Annotated in this window: 16 protein-coding genes; 7 read left to right on the plus strand and 9 right to left on the minus strand. The window is 71.9% G+C overall.

Features of this window, described 5'->3' with window-relative positions:
• Window positions 1-38: 38 nt before the first annotated feature.
• Window positions 39-1,289 (minus strand): spore photoproduct lyase family protein, encoded by a 1,251-nt coding sequence (locus tag JOD64_RS29350; RefSeq protein ID WP_239559716.1) that lies wholly within the window; start codon window positions 1,287-1,289, stop codon window positions 39-41.
• 96 nt (window positions 1,290-1,385) lie between these two features.
• Between JOD64_RS29350 and JOD64_RS29355 the strand changes: the two genes are divergently transcribed.
• A complete protein-coding gene (locus JOD64_RS29355) occupies window positions 1,386-2,702 on the plus strand; it encodes an RICIN domain-containing protein (RefSeq protein ID WP_307813785.1) in 1,317 nt (438 codons plus the stop codon).
• A 95-nt stretch (window positions 2,703-2,797) separates the two neighbouring features.
• Entirely contained in the window at window positions 2,798-3,463 is a 666-nt protein-coding gene (locus JOD64_RS29360) for a hypothetical protein (RefSeq protein ID WP_204945230.1), read from the plus strand.
• Here the strand turns inward: JOD64_RS29360 and JOD64_RS29365 are convergent.
• On the minus strand, window positions 3,426-4,841 hold the full coding sequence (locus JOD64_RS29365; protein WP_204945231.1) for a glycosyltransferase family 39 protein: 1,416 nt from the start codon (window positions 4,839-4,841) through the stop codon (window positions 3,426-3,428). The two genes, JOD64_RS29360 and JOD64_RS29365, sit on opposite strands and share 38 nt — an antisense overlap.
• Window positions 4,842-5,190: 349 nt before the next feature.
• Here JOD64_RS29365 and JOD64_RS29370 point away from each other — a divergent pair, with 349 nt between their 5' ends.
• Together JOD64_RS29370 and JOD64_RS29375 are read left to right on the plus strand one after the other, a co-directional pair.
• Window positions 5,191-7,188, plus strand: coding sequence for an elongation factor G (locus JOD64_RS29370; protein WP_204945232.1), 1,998 nt, complete (start codon window positions 5,191-5,193; stop codon window positions 7,186-7,188).
• 365 nt (window positions 7,189-7,553) lie between these two features.
• Complete coding sequence (locus JOD64_RS29375) at window positions 7,554-8,753, plus strand: RtcB family protein (protein WP_204946316.1); 1,200 nt, start codon at window positions 7,554-7,556, stop codon at window positions 8,751-8,753.
• 41 nt (window positions 8,754-8,794) lie between these two features.
• Here JOD64_RS29375 and JOD64_RS29380 read toward each other — a convergent pair whose 3' ends face one another.
• The 6 genes from JOD64_RS29380 to JOD64_RS29405 all read right to left on the minus strand — a co-directional run bounded on the left by JOD64_RS29380 (window position 8,795) and on the right by JOD64_RS29405 (window position 15,052).
• Window positions 8,795-9,586 (minus strand): maleylpyruvate isomerase family mycothiol-dependent enzyme, encoded by a 792-nt coding sequence (locus tag JOD64_RS29380; RefSeq protein ID WP_204945233.1) that lies wholly within the window; start codon window positions 9,584-9,586, stop codon window positions 8,795-8,797.
• Between the two features lie 111 nt (window positions 9,587-9,697).
• Entirely contained in the window at window positions 9,698-11,194 is a 1,497-nt protein-coding gene (locus tag JOD64_RS29385; RefSeq protein WP_204945234.1) for an MFS transporter, read from the minus strand.
• Between the two features lie 33 nt (window positions 11,195-11,227).
• Window positions 11,228-11,857, minus strand: a complete 630-nt coding sequence (locus JOD64_RS29390; protein ID WP_204945235.1) for a TetR/AcrR family transcriptional regulator — start codon at window positions 11,855-11,857, stop codon at window positions 11,228-11,230.
• Window positions 11,858-11,997: 140 nt separating this feature from the next.
• Window positions 11,998-12,912, minus strand: a complete 915-nt coding sequence (locus JOD64_RS29395) for a Gmad2 immunoglobulin-like domain-containing protein (RefSeq protein ID WP_307813786.1) — start codon at window positions 12,910-12,912, stop codon at window positions 11,998-12,000.
• Window positions 12,909-14,357, minus strand: a complete 1,449-nt coding sequence (locus tag JOD64_RS29400; protein WP_204945236.1) for an ATP-binding protein — start codon at window positions 14,355-14,357, stop codon at window positions 12,909-12,911. The genes JOD64_RS29395 and JOD64_RS29400 overlap by 4 nt, the downstream gene beginning before the upstream one ends.
• A gap of 14 nt (window positions 14,358-14,371) precedes the next feature.
• Window positions 14,372-15,052, minus strand: a complete 681-nt coding sequence (locus JOD64_RS29405) for a response regulator (RefSeq protein ID WP_204945237.1) — start codon at window positions 15,050-15,052, stop codon at window positions 14,372-14,374.
• Window positions 15,053-15,269: 217 nt separating this feature from the next.
• Here JOD64_RS29405 and JOD64_RS29410 point away from each other — a divergent pair, with 217 nt between their 5' ends.
• Window positions 15,270-15,626 (plus strand): L-rhamnose mutarotase, encoded by a 357-nt coding sequence (locus JOD64_RS29410; protein ID WP_307813788.1) that lies wholly within the window; start codon window positions 15,270-15,272, stop codon window positions 15,624-15,626.
• A gap of 65 nt (window positions 15,627-15,691) precedes the next feature.
• On the opposite strand, the gene JOD64_RS29415 is transcribed toward JOD64_RS29410, so the two are convergent.
• The gene (locus tag JOD64_RS29415) at window positions 15,692-16,261 is read right to left on the minus strand and encodes an AMIN-like domain-containing (lipo)protein (protein WP_204945239.1); all 570 of its coding nucleotides are present in this window, start codon (window positions 16,259-16,261) and stop codon (window positions 15,692-15,694) included.
• 244 nt (window positions 16,262-16,505) lie between these two features.
• Here JOD64_RS29415 and JOD64_RS29420 point away from each other — a divergent pair, with 244 nt between their 5' ends.
• Both JOD64_RS29420 and JOD64_RS29425 read left to right on the plus strand, forming a co-directional pair.
• Window positions 16,506-17,687 (plus strand): snapalysin family zinc-dependent metalloprotease, encoded by a 1,182-nt coding sequence (locus JOD64_RS29420; RefSeq protein ID WP_204945240.1) that lies wholly within the window; start codon window positions 16,506-16,508, stop codon window positions 17,685-17,687.
• Window positions 17,688-17,868: 181 nt separating this feature from the next.
• On the plus strand, window positions 17,869-18,543 hold the full coding sequence (locus JOD64_RS29425) for a hypothetical protein (protein ID WP_204945241.1): 675 nt from the start codon (window positions 17,869-17,871) through the stop codon (window positions 18,541-18,543).
• Window positions 18,544-18,562: the final 19 nt, after the last annotated feature.

Below are 18,562 nucleotides of genomic sequence, written 5' to 3' on the forward strand. Positions count from 1 at the left end.
CACCAACCGCTGGCCGCCGGTCAGGCGCCCGCTGTGGATCAGGTCCAGTAGAGGATCCGGCAGGCCGGCACGCGCGCCGCGAGCTCGCCGTGGAACCACTCGCGCAGCTCGGCCATGGTGTCGCGCGGGTAGACGTACTTCACCGCGCCGAACTTGCCGTGTTTGCGACTGCGGGACTCCTCGTCCATCTCCAGGCGGGTCCGTGGGTACCAGCCGAGCAGCACCTCCTTGCTGCCCGGGGTGAACCGGTGGGTGATGAGCTCGGCGGTCAGGTCCAGCGCCGGCACCCCGTCGACCGCCGCGCGGACCTGGTCGAGCAACTCGCCGTAGCGCTCCCGCCAGTCCGGCAGCGCGATGATCGGGGCGATGGTCAGCCCGACCGGGTAGCCGTCGAGCGCGAGCCGGCGCAGCGCGGCCAGTCGGTCCGGCACCCGGGCGGTGCCGCCCTCGAACCGAACGCTTACGGGGGCGCAGTTGACGCTGAACCGCACCCGGGTCCGACCGGCGTGCGGCAGCCCGACGAAGGTCTCCACGTCGGCGTACTTGGTGGTCCAGCGCAGTTGCACGGGCGCGTCCCAGTCGGCGAAGTGTTGCACCGCCCGCCGCCAGCTCCCGGTCAGATGCTCCAGCGCCAGCGGGTCCGTGTAGCAGGACGCCTCGAAGGTGGTGCCCTCGTCGGCGCGCCGCGCGTTGCGGCTCGTCACCGTTCCGCGCCCGGCGTACGCGGCCAGCCCGTCCAGGATGTCGTCGAGGTCCGCGTACACCCGGGTCACCGGCGGGCCGGACAGTGATCCGGCGAGGTAGCAGTACTGGCAGTGTGCCGGGCAGCCTTCGGCCAGGTCGACTCGCCAGTCGGCGCTCGGCGCGATGGGTTGCAGGACGCGTCGCGAGGGTGGGCTCACCACGATCGCCATGGTCGCCTTGGCCCGGGCGTACGTCTCCCGGTCGGTCTGCCCGCGTACCCCGGTCAGTCGGTTGGCGCGCAGGTGTTCCACCTCGATGCCCTGTGCCTGCACCCGCTCGACGATTCGCTGGCCGTGCGGGTGCTCGAGCGCGGCCGGGGTGGCCACCACCCGGCTCGGGGTCCACCGGCGCGCCGATCTGGCCGGCGGCGCGAGGCTGGCCAGGTCGCGGGTCGGCACGCATTCGCCGCTGGCGTCGTGCGGCGCGGCGGGCATGTCCACCGCGAGCGGCTGGTCGACGTTCACGACGTCCGGGCTGGTCACCGGCGCGGAGTACCCGTTGTCGCAGGAATCCCACCGGATCGACCGGCCGACGATTGACGTCAACCGGCCCGAGGCATAACCTTTCGTCTATCTGTAAACATTGTGAACAGATGATTCAGGTCGACGCGGCGGCGCGCGCCCCACCGAAGGGACGATCAGGTGATCGCACAACTCTCCTCCCGGACCAGACAAATCCTGTCGTTGTTCGTCGCCCTGATCGTCGCGCTGAGCGCCGGCCTCGCGGTCAACGCCTCGCGGCAGGCGCAGGCCGCGCCGACGTTCAAGGTCCTGGCCTTCTACAACGGCACCTGGGACGCCGCGCACATCGACTTCGTCAAGGACGCCCGCGCCTGGTTCCCGCAGGCCGCCGCCCAGTACGGCTTCTCCTGGGAGGCCACCACCAACTGGGGTCTGCTGAACAGCGCCAACCTGGCCCAGTACAAGGTCGTCATGTTCCTGGACGACGCGCCGCCCACCGCGCAGCGGGCCGCGTTCCAGCAGTACATGCAGAACGGCGGGGCGTGGCTGGGCTTCCACGTCAGCGCGTGGACCGACAACCCGTCGAGCTGGAGCTGGTACTACAACACCTTCCTCGGCACCGGCGCGTTCCAGACGAACACCTGGGGACCCACCCGGGTCACGATGCGCGCCGACAACCGGACCCACGCGGTCACCCGGAACCTCCCCGCGACGTTCCCCTCGTCGATCAGCGAGTGGTACTCCTGGAGCAACGACCTTCGGCAGAACCCGAACATCGACATCCTCGCCTCGGTCGACCCGTCCAGTTTCCCGGTCGGCACCGACCCCAACCAGTCCTGGTACGGCGGCTACTACCCGCTGGTGTGGAGCAACCGGCAGTACAAGATGCTCTACGCCAACTTCGGCCACAACGCCATGAACTACAGCACCAACACCGGGCTGTCGTCGACGTTCGACAGCGCGCAGCAGAACCAGCTGCTGATCGACGGACTGCACTGGCTCGCCGGCGCCGGCGCCGGCCCCACCCCGACGCCCACGCCGACCCCCACGGCCGGCCCGATCTCGCCGACCGCCTGGCACACCGTGGTCAACCGGGGCAGCGGCAAGTGCGTGGACGCGCGGGCCGCCGCCAGTGCGAACGGCACCGTCATCCAGCAGTACGCGTGCAACAGCAGCGCCGCCCAGCAGTACCAGTTCGCGCCGACCAGCGGCGGCTACCTGCGGGTCAACAACCGCAACAACAGCGCCCAGGTGCTCGACGTGACCAACGTGTCGACCGCCGACTCGGCGCCGATCCAGCTCTGGTCCTACAGCGGCGGCAACAACCAGCAGTGGCGGGCGGAGTCGGAGGGCGGCGGCTACTACCGCCTGGTCAACCGCCTCAGCGGCAAGTGTCTCGACGTGCCGGGGGCGTCCACCGCGGACAGCGTCCAGCTCGTCCAATACACCTGCAACGGCACTGCGGCGCAGTCCTTCCGGCTGGTGCCGCAACCCTAGAAGGGCAGTATCGCCTCGCCACCTCCCGACCGCGGGTCGTTCGTTCCCTCGCGGGAGGGAGGTGGCCCGGCCCGCTCGTTCCTAGCGTGAGTGGCATGAGAACACGTGATCGGGGCGGCGGCGCCACGCCGTCGCTCCCGGTGGTCGCCGGCAGAGAATCGCGGCTCCGTACGGCGTGGCGCACCGCCCACGCCCCAGTGGCCGGAGTTCCCCGGTGGGCGCGAATCGCCGCCTGTGTCATCCCGTTCACCGTGCTGCCGTCGGGTCTCTGGCGGCTTCCGGTCGCGTTCCGCGACGGCGTCGGGCTCGACGGTCGGATATACATCGTCTCCCTCTCGATCCTGGCGGAGGTGGTGGCGTTCACCGCCGTCGGACTCATCGCCGCCTGGGGAGAGCGGTTCCCGCGTTGGGTTCCCGGGCTGGGTGGACGCCGAGTGCCGACGCGAGTCGCCCTCGTCCCGGCGACGCTCGGCGCGGCGGTCCTGACCGTCGTGTGGACCGGCGCGTTCGCCCGAATATTCGCCGGGGTCACCATGGGAGGCGAGCCGCTCCCCGCGGACTTCCCCACCCAGGGCGGCCGGTGGGAGGCCGCGATCTTCTATGCCTGCTATCTCCCGCTGCTGCTGTGGGGGCCATTGCTCGCCGCGGTCGCCTACGCCTACCACCGACGCCGCCGAAGCCCGGGTGGAGGTGACGGCACCGACGACAGGAAGGGCGACCACCCTAGGGTGCCGAGGAAGGCGGCCGCTCCAGGAGGCTGATGCTCAGCAGCGGGTACTGCCAGCGTTGCACGACCCGGTAACTGTCGCTGATCCGCCGTCGTTTGCCGGGCGCCATGTCCCGCAGCGGATCGGCCACGGGGTCGGCCCCGACGACCCAGACGCGCGGTGGTGTGCCGAGACAGTTGGCGTCCGGGCACTCGGTGGCCAGGAACCTGCCGTCGGAGCGCTGCGGGGCGACGCGCAGCACGTCCGGTGGTCGCGGGGCGGGCAGATAGCGCTCGTAGATGTCCCGCGGTGACCAGGGAATGCTCGGGTGGCTGTCCGGAAACACCACGACGTCGCCGGGTTGGTAGCGAGGGCCGATGACCGACGCGATGCGGTAGGAATCCTGGCTGTGACCGGCGTGGGCCCGAATGGTGACGTGTGCGGGAACAGCCAGGACGACCGCCAGGCAGAACGCGACGACGGCCGATGATCGCCCCACGTGGGCCAGGGCGGACGCGGCGAGGACGGCCAGCGCCGGCAGCACGACCAGCACGTAGCGGGCCACCCAGACGTGCAGGTGGGTGCCGGCGAGCAACAGCAGCGCCATCGGAACGAACGCCGCACCGGCCAGGCAGACGTACGCCGGGGCGCGGCGCACGCCGAGAACCGCGAGAACGAGGACGAGCCCGCCGACGGCCGCGGAGTGGAAGAGCCGCTCGGGGAACGCCTGCAGGGCACTGAGGTTGACCAGCGCGATCCAGGACACCTGGGCGGTCTGACCGGCACCCCAGACGGCCAGCGCCAACGCCGGCAGCACTCCCACGCCGGCCGCCGCCACCCACCGTCGGGCGGTCCGCCAGCCCTCGGCACGTCGGGGAAGCTGCCACCAGCCGACCGCGACGGCGTGACCCGTGAGCATGAGCAGACCGTTGAGCGGATGCAGCAGCCCAACGAACCCGACGGCCGCGGCGTACCCGGTCAGTAAACGGCGGGAGGGCTCCTCCAGCAGTCGGACCAGGCACAGCACGGCGACAGCGGCTCCGAGGATCACCAGGGCGTAGGACCGGGCTTCCTGCGCGTACCGCGAGGTCACCGGCAGGATCGCGAAGAGCAGCCCGGCCAGCAGACCCATCCGGGTGCCGCCGAGCCGACGCCCGAGCGCGGTCACCACCACCGTGGCGACGGTGCTGGCGGCGACCGAGGGCAGCCGCAACGCGGCCGTGGACGTGCCGGCCACCGTCGCGTACGCCTTCATCAGGACGTAGTAGGGCGTCAGGACCGCGTCCACCGAACCGGCGAGGTGCCACAGCTGCGACCAGCTCAACCGGACCGCGCCCCAGGTGGCCAGCTCATCGGCCCAGAGCGCCGGACCCGTGAGCCGCCACAGGCCCAGCGCCAGCGCGACCAGCGCGGGGACCACCCAGCTCGCCACCGCCCACCCGGGCCGGGTGTCGCTCGCCTCCCGATCCGCATCCGCTGGATGGAGGTCCGGTGGGGTGGCGATGGTGCCGGCGCGGCGCAACGGCCAGGTGGCGGTGATGGTGGTTCTCCCTGAGCAGGGGCGGAAAGTGCCCGCGCGAATCTAGCCGCGTCAGGTGAGCGAACGACGTCGCGGAGTCGGCCAGACGGTGAACGTGAACGCGGGTTATTCGGTTGCCAGGCCTGCGGCGACCTGCTGAGCTACCCGAAACCACCACCCAACCTCCAGGGAGTACCAATGCGCGCTGCGTCGATGTCCGGCCAGAAGGGATCTGTCGCCTACCTGAAGGACCTGACGCTGCGTGAAAACCCTGAATCTCGGCATCCTGGCTCACGTCGATGCCGGTAAGACCAGCCTGACCGAGCGGCTGTTGCACGATGTCGGTGTGACCGACCAGCTCGGCAGTGTCGACGCGGGCAGCACCCGCACGGACACCCTGGCATTGGAACGGCAACGCGGGATCACCATCCGCTCGGCCGTCGTCTCCTTCGTGCTGGACGACGTGACCGTCAACCTGATCGACACGCCCGGCCATCCGGACTTCATCGCCGAGGTCGAGCGGGTGCTCGGCGTGCTCGACGGCGCGGTGCTGGTGATCTCCGCGGTGGAGGGGGTGCAGCCGCAGACCCGGGTGCTGATGCGGACACTGCGCCGGCTGCGCATCCCGACGCTGATCTTCATCAACAAGGTCGACCGGGCCGGCGCAGACCCCGAACGGGTCGTACGGGCCGTCGCGGAGAAGCTCACCGAGACCGTCGTGGCGATGGGCTCGGTGGCGGCGGCGGGGACCCGCGGTGTCCACTGCACGCCGTACGGCCCGGCCGACGTCGCCTTCACCGAACGCCTGCTCGACCTGCTCGCCGGGCAGGACGACGTGCTGCTCGCCGACTGGGTGGCGGACACGTCGTCGCTGTCGTACCCGCGGCTGCGCCGTGCGTTGGCGACGCGGACCGGCCGCGCGGTGGTCCAGCCGGTGTTCGCCGGTTCGGCGATCACCGGGGCCGGCGTGGACGCGCTGATCGCCGGGATCACCGAACTGTTGCCCACCGTCCAGGGTGACGCCGACGCCCCGGTCTCCGGGACCGTGTTCGCCATCGAACGGGGCCCGGCGGGGGAGAAGATCGCCCTGGTCCGGCTCTTCGCCGGCACGATCCGGGTCCGTGACCGGGTGCGTGTCGGCGCTGCCGACCCTGTGCTGGTCACCGCGGTACGCGTCGTCGCCCACGGGACCGACGTCGTGGCGTCGGCAGTCGAAGCCGGCCACATCGTCCGGTTGTGGGGTCTCACGGACGCGCGGATCGGCGACCCGGTGGGCGTACCCCCGGAACGTGCCGGCGCGGACCGCCACTTCGCGCCACCCACGCTGGAGACCGTGGTGGAGCCGGCGCGTTCCGCCGACCGGGTCGCGCTGCACGCCGCGTTGATCCAACTCGCCGAGCAGGACCCGCTGATCAACCTGCGGCAGGACGACCGGCAGCACGAGATCAGCGTGTCGCTCTACGGCGAGGTGCAGAAGGAGGTCATCCAGGCCACCCTGGCCGACGACTTCGGCGTGCGGGTGACGTTCCGGGAGACCAGCACGGTGCACGTGGAGCGGGTGTGCGGCGTCGGCGCGGCGGTCGAGGTGATCGCGGTGGCGCCCAACCCCTTCCTGGCCACTGTCGGGCTGCGGGTCGCGCCGGCGTCGGCCGGCGCCGGCGTGAGTTTCCGGCTCGGCGTCGAGCTGGGCTCGATGCCACCGGCCTTCTTCGCCGCCGTGGAGGACACCGTGCGCCGAACCCTGCGCCAGGGCCTGCACGGATGGGAGATCCCCGACTGCGAGGTGACGATGACCCACGCCGGCTACTGGGCGCGGCAGAGCCATTCCCACGGCACCTTCGACAAGAGCATGTCCAGCACGGCGGGGGACTTTCGCAATCTCACCCCGCTCGTGCTGATGACCGCGCTCGCCCGGGCCGGCACGCGGGTCCACGAGCCGGTGCACCGCTTCCGGTTGGAGGTGCCGGGTGACGTCCTCGGCACCCTGCTGCCCGCGCTCACCCGACTGGACGCGGTGCCGACCGACACCACCGGGCAGGGAACCTCGTACCTGGTGTCGGGCGAGATCCCGGCGGGTCTGGTGCACGCGTTGGAGCGTCGCCTGCCCGCGCTGACCCGGGGCGAGGGCGTGTTGGAGACCCAGTTCGACAGCTACCGGCCGGTGCGTGGTCCCGCCCCGGTCCGGGCCCGCTGGGACAACAATCCGCTGGATCGCAAGGAATATCTGCTGGCGGTCGCCCGCCGGGTCGGCGGCCGGTAACGGCGATATCCATTGCGGACGCGTCCCGGCACTCCTACTCTCGTCCTTGCAAGGTCGACCGATCAACACCCCGAGGGAGTACGCCGTGCCGCGACGCGTCCGCACCGACGCCGCCTTGCGCCTGCTCCCTGTCGGCGCACCTGTGCCCACCAGTGCCAAAACCCGTGCCTGCCGCCCGGAGCGGAGCCTCGAGCCGGGGTGGCGCGACTGACGCCGACGCTGACGCGTCCGCCGGCCGCCCATCCCCACGGGGATCGGGCGGCCGTTTCGTATCCGCCTACCGCCGCCGGATCCCGGACGGCCGGCACCTGATCATTAACGGTCACCGTTCAGCGGTGACCACGGCACTTCACGAGGAGACCACGATGGGATTCACCCCTCTCGCCGGTACCCGGGCGCCGGTCCGGGTCTGGACCGACCCGTACGCCATCGAGCCGCAGGCCGCCCGGCAGCTGCGCAACATCGGTGCGCTGCCCTGGGTGCAGGGCGTCGCCGTCATGCCCGACGTGCACTTCGGCAAGGGCGCCACGGTCGGTTCGGTAATCGCCATGCGGCAGGCCGTTTCGCCGGCCGCGGTCGGTGTCGACATCGGCTGCGGAATGTCGGCGGTACGCACGTCGCTGACCGCCGCCGACCTGCCGGACGACCTGGCCCGGCTGCGCTCGGCGATCGAGTCCACCATCCCGGTCGGCTTCGCCCAGCGGCAGGACTCGGTCGACACGCGTCGGATCCGTGGCCTGGAGCAGGCCGGCTGGGACGACTTCTGGGGACGGTTCGCCGGTCTGGACCGGCGGGTGGCGCAGCTGGAGACGCGGGCGCGGCGGCAGCTCGGGACCCTCGGCGGGGGCAACCACTTCATCGAGGTCTGCCTGGAGCAGGGTGGCGCCGAATCGGGCCGGGTCTGGCTGATGCTGCACTCCGGGTCCCGCAACATCGGCAAGGAGTTGGCCGAGCGGCACATCGGCATAGCTCGGAAGCTGCCGCACAACACCGATCTGCCCGACCGGGATCTGGCGGTGTTCCTCACCGGCACGCCGGAGATGGACGCGTACCGGCGGGACCTCTGGTGGGCGCAGGAGTACGCGCGGCGCAACCGGGCCGTCATGCTGGCCCTGCTCTGCGGTGTGGTGCGCGAACACTTCCCGCAGGTCGGCTACGACGAGCCGATCTCCTGCCACCACAACTACGTCTCCGAGGAGAGCTACGACGGGGTGGACGTGCTGGTCACCCGCAAGGGCGCGATCCGGGCCGGCCGGGGCGACCTGGGCATCATTCCCGGGTCGATGGGCACCGGTTCGTACATCGTGCGGGGTCGGGGTAATCCGGACGCCTACTGCTCGGCCTCGCACGGGGCCGGGCGGCGGATGTCGCGGGCACAGGCCAAGCGGACCTTCAGCACGGAGGACCTGGCCACGCAGACCGCCGGGGTGGAGTGCCGCAAGGACGCCGGGGTGGTCGACGAGATTCCCGGCGCGTACAAGGACATCACCGAGGTGATGGCCCAGCAGGAGGACCTGGTCGAGGTGGTGGCGCACCTCAAGCAGGTGGTCTGCGTGAAGGGCTGACGTGCCGCGCGGGCCGGGCTGACCGGCCCGCGCGGTACGGCTCAGAAGCCGACGAAGACCCGGCGCAGGTCGTCCAGCGTCAGCGGGCCGGTCACGCGCACCCCGTCGGGGGTGTGCTGAGGGCCCAACCGTCCGGTGGCCAGCCGCAGCCACGCCTCGGCCGGAGCCACCAGCTCACCGTCGGCCTGCTCCGGCACGTCGACCAGCTCGACCTTCTCGCCCAGCCGCAGCCCGAACGTCCGCTCGGGCGCGTGCAGCCGAACCAGCAGCGTGGCCTTCTGACCGGCCAGCTCCTGCGGCCGGCTGGTCCAGCCCAACATGCCGCCGACCTGGTCGAGCAGCAGCGACACCGCCCCCGGCGTCACCGCCGCGAACGGGTTGAACGCCACCTCGGCATCCCACTGGTGCAGGGCGAACTCGCTGAGCCGGAACCGGCCAGCGGTGGCCACGTCGACCGGTTCCGGCAGGAACCCGAGGTCGATCCGCAGCGAGGCTCGGGTCTCGGCGTCCAACGCCTCGTACGCCTCGACCAGCCGCTCGTTGGCGGCGAGGAACCCGGCGGCGTGCTCGGCCGGGGACATCGCGTCCCAACGCGCCCAGACGCCGCGGTTGAAGTCCCCGTCGGGGCCGGGCGCGCCGGTGCGGGCAGCGTCCAGCGACGCCAGGTTGATCTCGGCGCCGCTGCCCAGGTGGCTCAACACCTGGGACACCTGCCACTCGCTGGCTCCCGACGGCCGGAGCAGGTCGTCTTCCTTGAGGTCCCGGACGAGCGCGGCGAGCTCTTCGTGGCCCGCACGCAGAGCTGTGATGATCTGGTCAGCAGGGGTCGACATGGATCTCCTCAAACGGACTTTCGACGATGGTCGGGACGTTACCGGAAAGCGGCCGCCGGCCGGCCCACCCCAGGGTCGGGGCGGGGCCGGCCGGCGAACGCGTCAATCAGGTCAGCCCATGTGCACGGTGTTGCCGGTCGGGATGTCCTCCTTGCGCACCTTGACCAGGATCAGGGTGGCCAGTCCGGCGAGCACGATCAGTGCCGCGCCCCAGGCGAACGCCACGCGGTAGCCGTGCACCAGCGCCTCGACCTGGTTGACCGGGTTCGGCGCGCGGCCGACCAGGTACGCGGCGACCGCGCTGGTGTACAGGGTGTTCAACAGCGCCGTGCCCAGGGAGCCACCGATCTGCTGGGTGGCGTTGAGCGTGGCGCTGGCCGCGCCCGCGTCGTGCTCGGGCACTCCCACCAGGGCGAGGCTGGACAGCGGCACGAAGGTGAAACCGAGACCCATACCGAGGATGACCTGGGCGGGCAGCAGGAGGGTCAGGAACGAGGTGTCCACGTCGATCTGGGTCAGCACCAGCATGCCCACGGCGGCGAGGACGGCGCCGCCGACCATCAGCGGCTTGGCACCCACCCGTGGCATCAGCTGGCTGGCGCCACCGGCGGCGATCAGCACACCCGCGGTGACCGGCAGCGACGCGAGCCCGGCTTCGAGGGGCTTGTACTGCAACACCACCTGGAAGTAGAAGGTCAGGAAGAGGAACGCGCCGAAGAGGCCGGCACCGATCAACGTCGACGTGAGGTACGCCCCACCCCGGTTGCGGTCCAGGATGATCCGCAGCGGGAGCAGCGGGTGGTTGGAGCGCAGCTCGATCACCACGAAGGCGGCGAGCAGAATCACGCCCGCGGCGATGAAACCGAGCGTCGCGGTGGCGTCCCAGCCGTCCTCGGCGGCCTTGGTGAAGCCGTACACCAGGGAGACCAGGCCGGCGGTCACCACGATCGCGCCGGGCACGTCGTAGCGGGTGTTGCCGTGTGCCCGGCTCTCGGGCACCAGCGGGAGCGCGAACGCGATGGCGATGGCGGCGACCGGGATGTTGACCAGCAGGCACCAGCGCCAGTCGGCGTACTCGGTGAGCACACCGCCGAGCAGCAGACCGACCGCCGACCCACCGCCGGCGATCGCGCCGTACACCGCGAAGGCCTTGGCCCGCTCGGTGGCCTCGGTGAACAGGACGGTGAGCAGCGCCAGCGCGGCCGGGGCGAGCAGCGCGCCGAAGGCACCCTGCAGTGCGCGGGCGGCGAAGAGCATCTCACCGGTGGTGGCGAGGCCACCCAGCGCGGAGGCGAGCGCGAAACCGGTCATGCCGACCAGGAAGGTGCGCTTGCGCCCCCAGTAGTCGGCGATGCGGCCGCCGAGCAGCAGCAACCCGCCGAACGCCAGCGTGTAGGCGGTGATGACCCACTGCCGGTTCGCGTCGGTGATGCCCAGGTCGACCTGGGCCTGCGGCAGCGCGATGTTCACGATGGTGGCGTCCAGGACGACCATCAGCTGCGAGACCGCGATGACCGCCAGCGCGATCCAACGCCGCGGGTGCGGCGCGCGTGTCGTCGACGTCCCGGCGCCGGGTGCGCCGGGTGCGGTCGAGGTGGTTCCGGGCATGGTGAAGCCTTCCGTGTTGCGAATGTCGGTGAATCAGGCCTGAGACGGGCGGTCGGGCTGGTAGCGGAGCACCGGGATCAGCACCTGGTCGACGACCTGGGTGAGGAACGCGTCGTCGGCGGGTAGGCCGTGCGCGACGATGCGGGACATGGTGAGCGCGGGCGCCAGATCGTGGAACAGCTCCCGTTCACCTGCCTCCGGCGGGATCTCCCCGCGGGCGGCGGCACGGACCAGGATGGCGGTGCTGGCCACCCGTCCGGCCGGCAGCACCTGGTGGCGCACCAGGCGTTCCAGCTCGGGGTTGGTCCGCATGGCGAAGGTCAGCGCTTGCATCAGGTCGCAGTCGGCCACACAGATCGCGACCGTGGCGCGCAGCAACTCGATCAGGTCGCCGCGCAGGGAGCCGGTGTCGGGCGGGTTGTGCACGCCCACGTGCCGGTCACGCAGGGCGGCGACGACCAGCTCGGCCTTGCCGTCCCAGCGCCGGTAGATGGTGGCCTTGCTGACGTGGGCGCGGGCGGCGACGGCGTCGATGGTCATCCGGTCGAAGCCGACCTCGCGCAGCAGGTCGATTACCACTGCGAACAGGTCGCTGTCGGTGCACCGTGGCACCCGGGCTGCCGGAACCCCGGCACCCGCGCCCACCTGCTGACCACCCAGCATTTCCGAACCCCCCCGCGAAACGATGTCGTACTGACACTAGTTCGCGGCCGCCCGAACGTGCAGGTTTTCGTGAGTTGCGTCGCACTGAGTTAACGAAACGATTGCGTTTCCATCGGGGGTCCGGCAGGTAAACCTGGTGGTCAACCACCGGGCGCGAGGAGCACCGGCACCGCCATCGTGTTGATCCGCGTGCCGTCGCGGGCGGACACCTCGTACACCTCGACCGTGCCCTTCTGCTCCCGGACGGTGCGCCAGCCGACCGCCACCCGGTAGCCGCCCCGGCAGCCGCTGCCGCAACTGGCGGTGCCGAAACCGGTGGCCACCTCCCGGCCGGCGGCGTCCAACACCCGGACGCTCACCGTGGCCTCGAACACGTCGGCGGTGCCGGTGACGACGAGAGGGGTGGACACCCGCTCACCGGGAATCGGGCCGGTGACCACGATCGGCGGCAGCAGGTCCGCGTAGTCCGTCCGGTCGACCGGGGCGGCTCCGTCGACCCGGACCTGACGCACGGTGGGGAACTGGGTGAGCGTCCACACCACCTGCGCCTCGCGCAGCCGCCGCTGCGCCGGGTCGTCGGCGGACGGGACCCGCAGCGTCGCCAGGCCGTCGGTGATCCGGGTGACCTCGACGCCGGCCGGGACGAGGGTGGTCAGCCCGGTGGCGGCCTCCGCCGCTGTTGGCCCGGCGGCCAGCTCGGTCAGCGCCAGCCGGGACGTCGCCACGGTCGCCGGCCGCGCCCGCCTGGTCGGTACGAGCTGCCCGGCACGCACGAACCACAGCTCGACGGTGACCGTCTCAGGGGTGGTGGTGCCGGCCGGTGCCGGCGGGGTTGTCGTGGGTGCCCGGGGTAGGTCCGATGGTGGTGTGGAAGTCGGATCCGGACGTCCGGACGGCGGGGCGCTCGACGGTGTGGCGTTCGACGGTGCGACGCTCGGCGGCGCGGCGGTGGGTGCGGGGCCGAGCGCACCGGAGCGAGGGCCGCCACACGCGGTGCCGAGCAGCGCGGCGACGAGCACCGGCGCGATCGCACTGGCAACACCTCGCCGGCTCACCGCACACCGCCCGCCGCCGGGCCGACGCTGGTGTCCCGTTGCTCGCCGTCGTCGCTCGGTGGTTCGGCGGGACCACGGGCCGGCAGCTCCAGGCGGAAACGGGTGCCGGTGCCGGGCCCGCTGCGTACGCTCAGCGCCCCGCCCAGCAGGGCGGTGTGTTCCCACGCGATGGCCAACCCGAGGCCACTGCCCGGTGCGGAGCGCGACGGGTCGACCTTGTGGAACCGGTCGAACACGCGGGGCAGGTGCTCGGCTGGGATGCCCGGCCCCTGGTCGCTGACCTCGAAGACGACCAGCGGGTCCGCATCGGTCACGGTGGCCCGGATCTCCCCGCCGCCATGCTCGATCGCGTTGGTGACCAGGTTCGCCAGCACCCGCTCCAGGCGACGCGGGTCGGTGCGGAGCGTGACCTGATCTCCGCCGACCCGCACCCGCTGCGACCAGCCCCGCGTGCTGACGATCCCGTGCAGCAGCGCCGCCGCGTCGACGGGCCCGACGGCCGGCTGCTCGCGCCCGGCGTCCAGCCGGGAGATCTCCATCAGGTCCTCGACCAGCCGGCGCAGCCGGACCACGTCGCCGACCAACAGTTGGGCGGCCGGTCGGGCGTCGTCGGGCAACTGGTCGAGGTGCTCGCGCAGCAGCGACGCCGCGGCCACCAGCGCGGTCACCGGGGTACGCAGCTCGTGCGCGACGTCGGCGGTGAACCGCCGCTCGCGGGCCTGCGCGGCCGACAGTGCGGCAATCTTCGACTCCAGTGCCTCGGCCATCTCGTTGAACGACGCCGCCCAGACGCTGAACTCGTCGTGCCCGCGTACCGGCAGGCGGGTGGCGAGCAGGCCCTCGGTTAGTGCGCGGGCCGCCCGGCTGGCTCGACCCACCGGCTCCAACGTGCGGCGGGCCAGCGCATGACCCACTCCGGCGGCGAGCAGCACCACGAGCACCCAGCCGGCCACCAGCGCGGTGCGCAGCTGGCCCAGGTCGGTGGCGACGTCGTCCTCCACGGTGAGCACGTACAGCTCGGCCGTCGAACCGGGAATGCGCCCACCGACGACCAGCAGCCGAGGACGTTGCGCCGGCGCGGAGCGCTGGAAGCCGAGTTGCCCGTCCGCGACCGTGGCCCGCAACCGGGTGCCCAGCACCGGGGCGTACGCAGGGTGCGAGGGACGGCTCGGGCCGTCGACGAGCACCACGTGCCGGCCGCTGGCCTCGAAGCTGCTGAGCAGTTCCGTGCTGCGTTTCTCGGTCAGCGGCAGGAACTGCCCGGCGAGGACGAGTTGGTAGCGGGCGTCGGCGGCGGCCTCGTGCAGCGACGCGTCCCACCAGGACTGTCGCAACAGCAGCCCGGTCCCGCCGGCGAGCAGCCCGGCCGAGACCCCGGCGACCAGAACGAACGCGATCGTCAGCCGGCGCCGCAGACGGCCCGGGGTCACCGCGCGTCCGGCCATCGCCGACCCTCCCGTCAGCCCGTGGACAACTTGTAGCCGGCGCCGCGCACCGTATGGATCAGCCGTGGCCGCGCCGGGTCGTCCTCGATCTTGGCGCGCAGCCGCTGCACCGCCACGTCGACCAGTCGGGAGTCGCCGAGGAAGCTGTGGTTCCAGACCAGGTCCAGTAGCAGCTCCCGGGTGAAGACCTGGCCGGGTCGGCGGGCCAGTTCCAGTAACAGGCGGAACTCGGTGGAGGTCAGTGCCACCTCCCGGCCGTGCCGGTGGACCACGAAGCTGCCCGGGTCGATCGTCAGGCTGCCGACCTCGATGATCGTCGACGCGACCGGCGCGTTCACCCTGCGCAGAACCGAGCGGACCCGGGCCACCAACTCCGGCAGGTCGAAGGGCTTACGCAGGTAGTCGTCCGCGCCGCACTCCAGCCCCACCACCACGTCGATCGTGTCGGTGCGCGCGGTCAGCATCAGGATCGGCACCTGGCTGGTGCGCCGGATCTCCCGGCAGACCTCCAGGCCGTCCAGACCGGGCAGCATGACGTCGAGGACGATCAGATCGACCGGGTGGGATCTCCATGCCGCGAGGGCCTGCCGCCCGTCGGCGGCGGTGTCGACCCGGAAGCCGGCGCGGCGCAGACCGAGGGCGGTGACCTCCCGGATGGAGGTGTCGTCCTCGACCACCAGCACACGGCCCTCCATCACCCGAGGGTAGACCCGTCGCCACGCTGCGCAGTCCTGGCGAAACGGTCGGTGTCGACGGCCCGGCCGGCCCCTCTGCCGGGCACCGTCCACCCGGTACCGACGAGTGAGCTTCGGCAACCCTGAAGGCGAAAACCAGCGACGGCGGAACTAACCTCACTCGGTCCGCACCAGCTCAGTTCACACGAGAGGGCCCGACGTGCAACGTCATGGCTGCGTGATCCGACTCCGCCCGGAACAGCGGGAAACCTACCTGCGGTTACACGCCGCCGTCTGGCCGAGCGTCGAGCAGACGCTACGCGAGGCGAACTTCCGCAACTACACCATCTTTCTGCACGGCGACCTGCTCTTCGGCTACTACGAGTACGTGGGCGACGACTACGACGCCGACCTGCGGTTCATCGCCGCGGACCCGCAGACGCAGGAGTGGTGGAAGCTGACCGACCCGTGCCAGGAGTCGATCGCCGAGCCCGGATCGGGGGACTGGTGGGCCCCGATGCGGGAGATCTGGCACCTGACCGACGAGACGGTCGCAGAGGCACCTGACCAGGCCCGACAGGCCGCCAACAGCTGAGGCTCGCCCGGCCGGACGGCAGTCACCGTCCGGCCAGGCCCGCCCGGGACGTGGCATCGCTGTCGTCACTCCTGCCACTGGTGGGCGACGTCGAGCACGATCCGACTGTGTGTCCCGGGTCCGGCGAGCACGAAGGTGCGGAACGGCAACCGCGCACGTACGCCGACCGCGAAGGTGCTGTAGCCCTCGAAGCTGCCGCCGAAGACGACGTCGCGCAGCGTCGGATAGCGCAGCAGGTTCGCGACGTGCGCACCGACCGCGTACGGCACGGTGCCCTGGTGGGCGTCGTCGTACGCGGGGGCCCGCAGGGAGACCCGCAGCAGCGCGCCCCCGGCGGTGTACGGCGACAGCGCCAGTCCTTCGCCCTCGGTCCAGGTCTCGCCGTAGGCGACCGCGTAACCGTCGACCGGGCCGGCGAACTCGAACACCACCCGGTCGTAGCAGTCGTGCCGACCGGTCCGCACGTCGATCAGCGGGGCGCTGCTCAGCGCACCGGCCGACTTCTCCGCGCTGCCCCAGGTGATCCCGCAGTAGGCCGACCCGGTCGTGGTGCCCGCGGCGCTGCTGCTGCCCGCGCCGGCGATCAGCCCGGCGAGTACGACCGCCAACGCTGTCAGTGCGCTCCTGATCCTCATCGTGGTTCCTCCGTTGCGTCTCGGGGCCACGTCACGGCAGCGCTGCCGGTGACCCTCTGCTGTCACCGTGGTCCTGCGTCGGCACGGGCACTTCGCTGCGGTGTAACCGCTGGGTAACAGCCGTCGACCTCGCCGGTATGACGCTTCCGCTATGCCGAACATCGATCGCCGTCACATTAGCATTCACGTACATCGATGACCGGTGGCCGCCACTGGCCGCCGGACGACCTCAGGGGAGTGCGTGATGTTCCGACCACAACTGAGACGCGCGGCGCAGGCCGTGCTGGTGGCGGTGCTGGTGGCAGCCGGTGTCCAGCTCGCCACCGGCGCCCCGGCCGCCGCGGTGCGGACCGTCTACTACGACGCGAGCCGGACCGGCGAGTTCCGCACCAACTTCGACCAGGCTGCGCAGATCTGGAACAGCCGGGTCAGCACCGTCCGGCTCCAGCCCGGCACGCCGGCCAGCATCACCATCTACGTCGACGACGGCTGGCCCCGGGCACAGCCGACCGGCCTCGGCTCGGGACGGATCTGGATGGGCCGCACCGCCGTCAACCAGGGGTACGACCGCAACCGCATCGCCGCCCACGAGATCGGCCACATCCTGGGCCTGCCGGACCGACGCACCGGCCTCTGCTCCGACCTGATGTCCGGCAGCAGCGCGCCGGTCTCCTGCCGCAACGCGAACCCCAGCTCCGCCGAGGCGAGTCGGGTGAACGCGCTGTTCGCCGGCACCCTGGCCGCGCCGGCCAGCACGACGTACACCTGGAACGGCGCCGCCGACGTCGGCCCGACGGTGGTCGGCGGCCGGCCGGCGACGGAGAACTACCCGTTCATGGTGTACGTCTCCGGCTGCACCGGCACGCTGATCACGGGCAACTGGGCGGTCACCGCCAAGCACTGCTCGACGCCGTCGTCGGTGCGGGTGGGCAGCGTCAACCGCAGCAGCGGCGGGACGGTGGTGCGGGTGACCCGCGCGGTCAACCACCCGAGCGTCGACGTCAAACTGCTGCAACTCGCCAGCTCGGTCGCGTACGCCCCGGCACCGATCCCGAGCACCTCCGGCGCGGTCGGCGCCGCCACCCGGATCATCGGCTGGGGTCAGACCTGCGCCCGCCCGGGCTGCGGATCGGCCCCTGCGGTCGCCAACGAATTGGACACGTCCATCGTGGCCGACAGCCGGTGCTCCGGCATCAACGGCCCGTACGAGATCTGCACCAACAACACCAACGGCAACTCGGGCGCCTGCTACGGCGACTCGGGCGGCCCGCAGGTGCGCCGCGTGAACGGAGTGTGGAACCTGATCGGCGCGACCAGTCGGGCCGGCAACAACAACTCCACCTGCGCCACCGGCCCGTCCATCTACGTCGACCTGCCCTCGATTCGATCCTGGATTTCCACCCAGGTCGGCGGCCTGCCCGTCTGATCCACCAGGGACACCGGGGCGGAACGCTCCAGCAGGGACACCGGAGCGGGGACGCTCCACCAGGGACACCGGGGCGGGGACGCGAGCACGGGGCGTCCCCGCCCCGGCCCGGCGGGGTTACCCACGCGATCCCACGATGCGATACGGTGCGTGGCATATCGCCGCATCGGAGGTGACCCCCGTGCCTGCCGTCGTCGCCCTCGTGCTGACCCTCGCCCTCGCGCCCGCACCGTCCCCGGCGGCCACCCCTGGCCCGGTCGGTGGCCTCCTCGGTGGTGTTGGCCAGATCGTCGACGATCTGCTGACGGGCGGCAGCAGGCCGACCGCCACCCCCACCCTCGCGCCCACCCCCACTCCCGCGTCCACGCCGAGCCCGCCAGTGGGCACCGAGCAGCCCAGCCCGGTGGCACCCGTGGCACCCCCCGCTCCCGCTGGGTCGGCGGCCGGTGTCCCCGCCCCGGCGGCACCCGCCGCACCCGGTCGCCCCGCCGCTGGCGAAGACACGGGCACCCGTGAGGCCGCCGTGCCCCTGCGCAACGGCGACGCCCCCGCCCCGGCCGCCCCGGCCGCGCCGCCGACGCTCGCCAGCCCCGCCCGCGACAGTTGGCCGCCCGTGTCGTACCTCCTGGTCCTGGCTCTCCTGGCGCTGCTGGCCCTGGCACTGGTACGCCGCCGGGCCCCGGGCCCCTCCGCCGCGTCGGTGCCGGCCCCCGCACCGGCACCGACACCCGCCCCCGCGCCACCTCCCGGCCCTGCGCCGGACAATGTCAGCCGGCTGCCGACCAGCCTCAACGCCGTCTACGAGCTGGGCCGGCTCGACGAGCGGCTGACCCAGGAGCGCGACCGCCGCACCTGAGGCGACGGCCGGCGGCCGT

This window comes from Micromonospora luteifusca (genome assembly GCF_016907275.1).
GTDB classification, from domain to species: Bacteria; Actinomycetota; Actinomycetes; order Mycobacteriales; family Micromonosporaceae; genus Micromonospora; species Micromonospora luteifusca.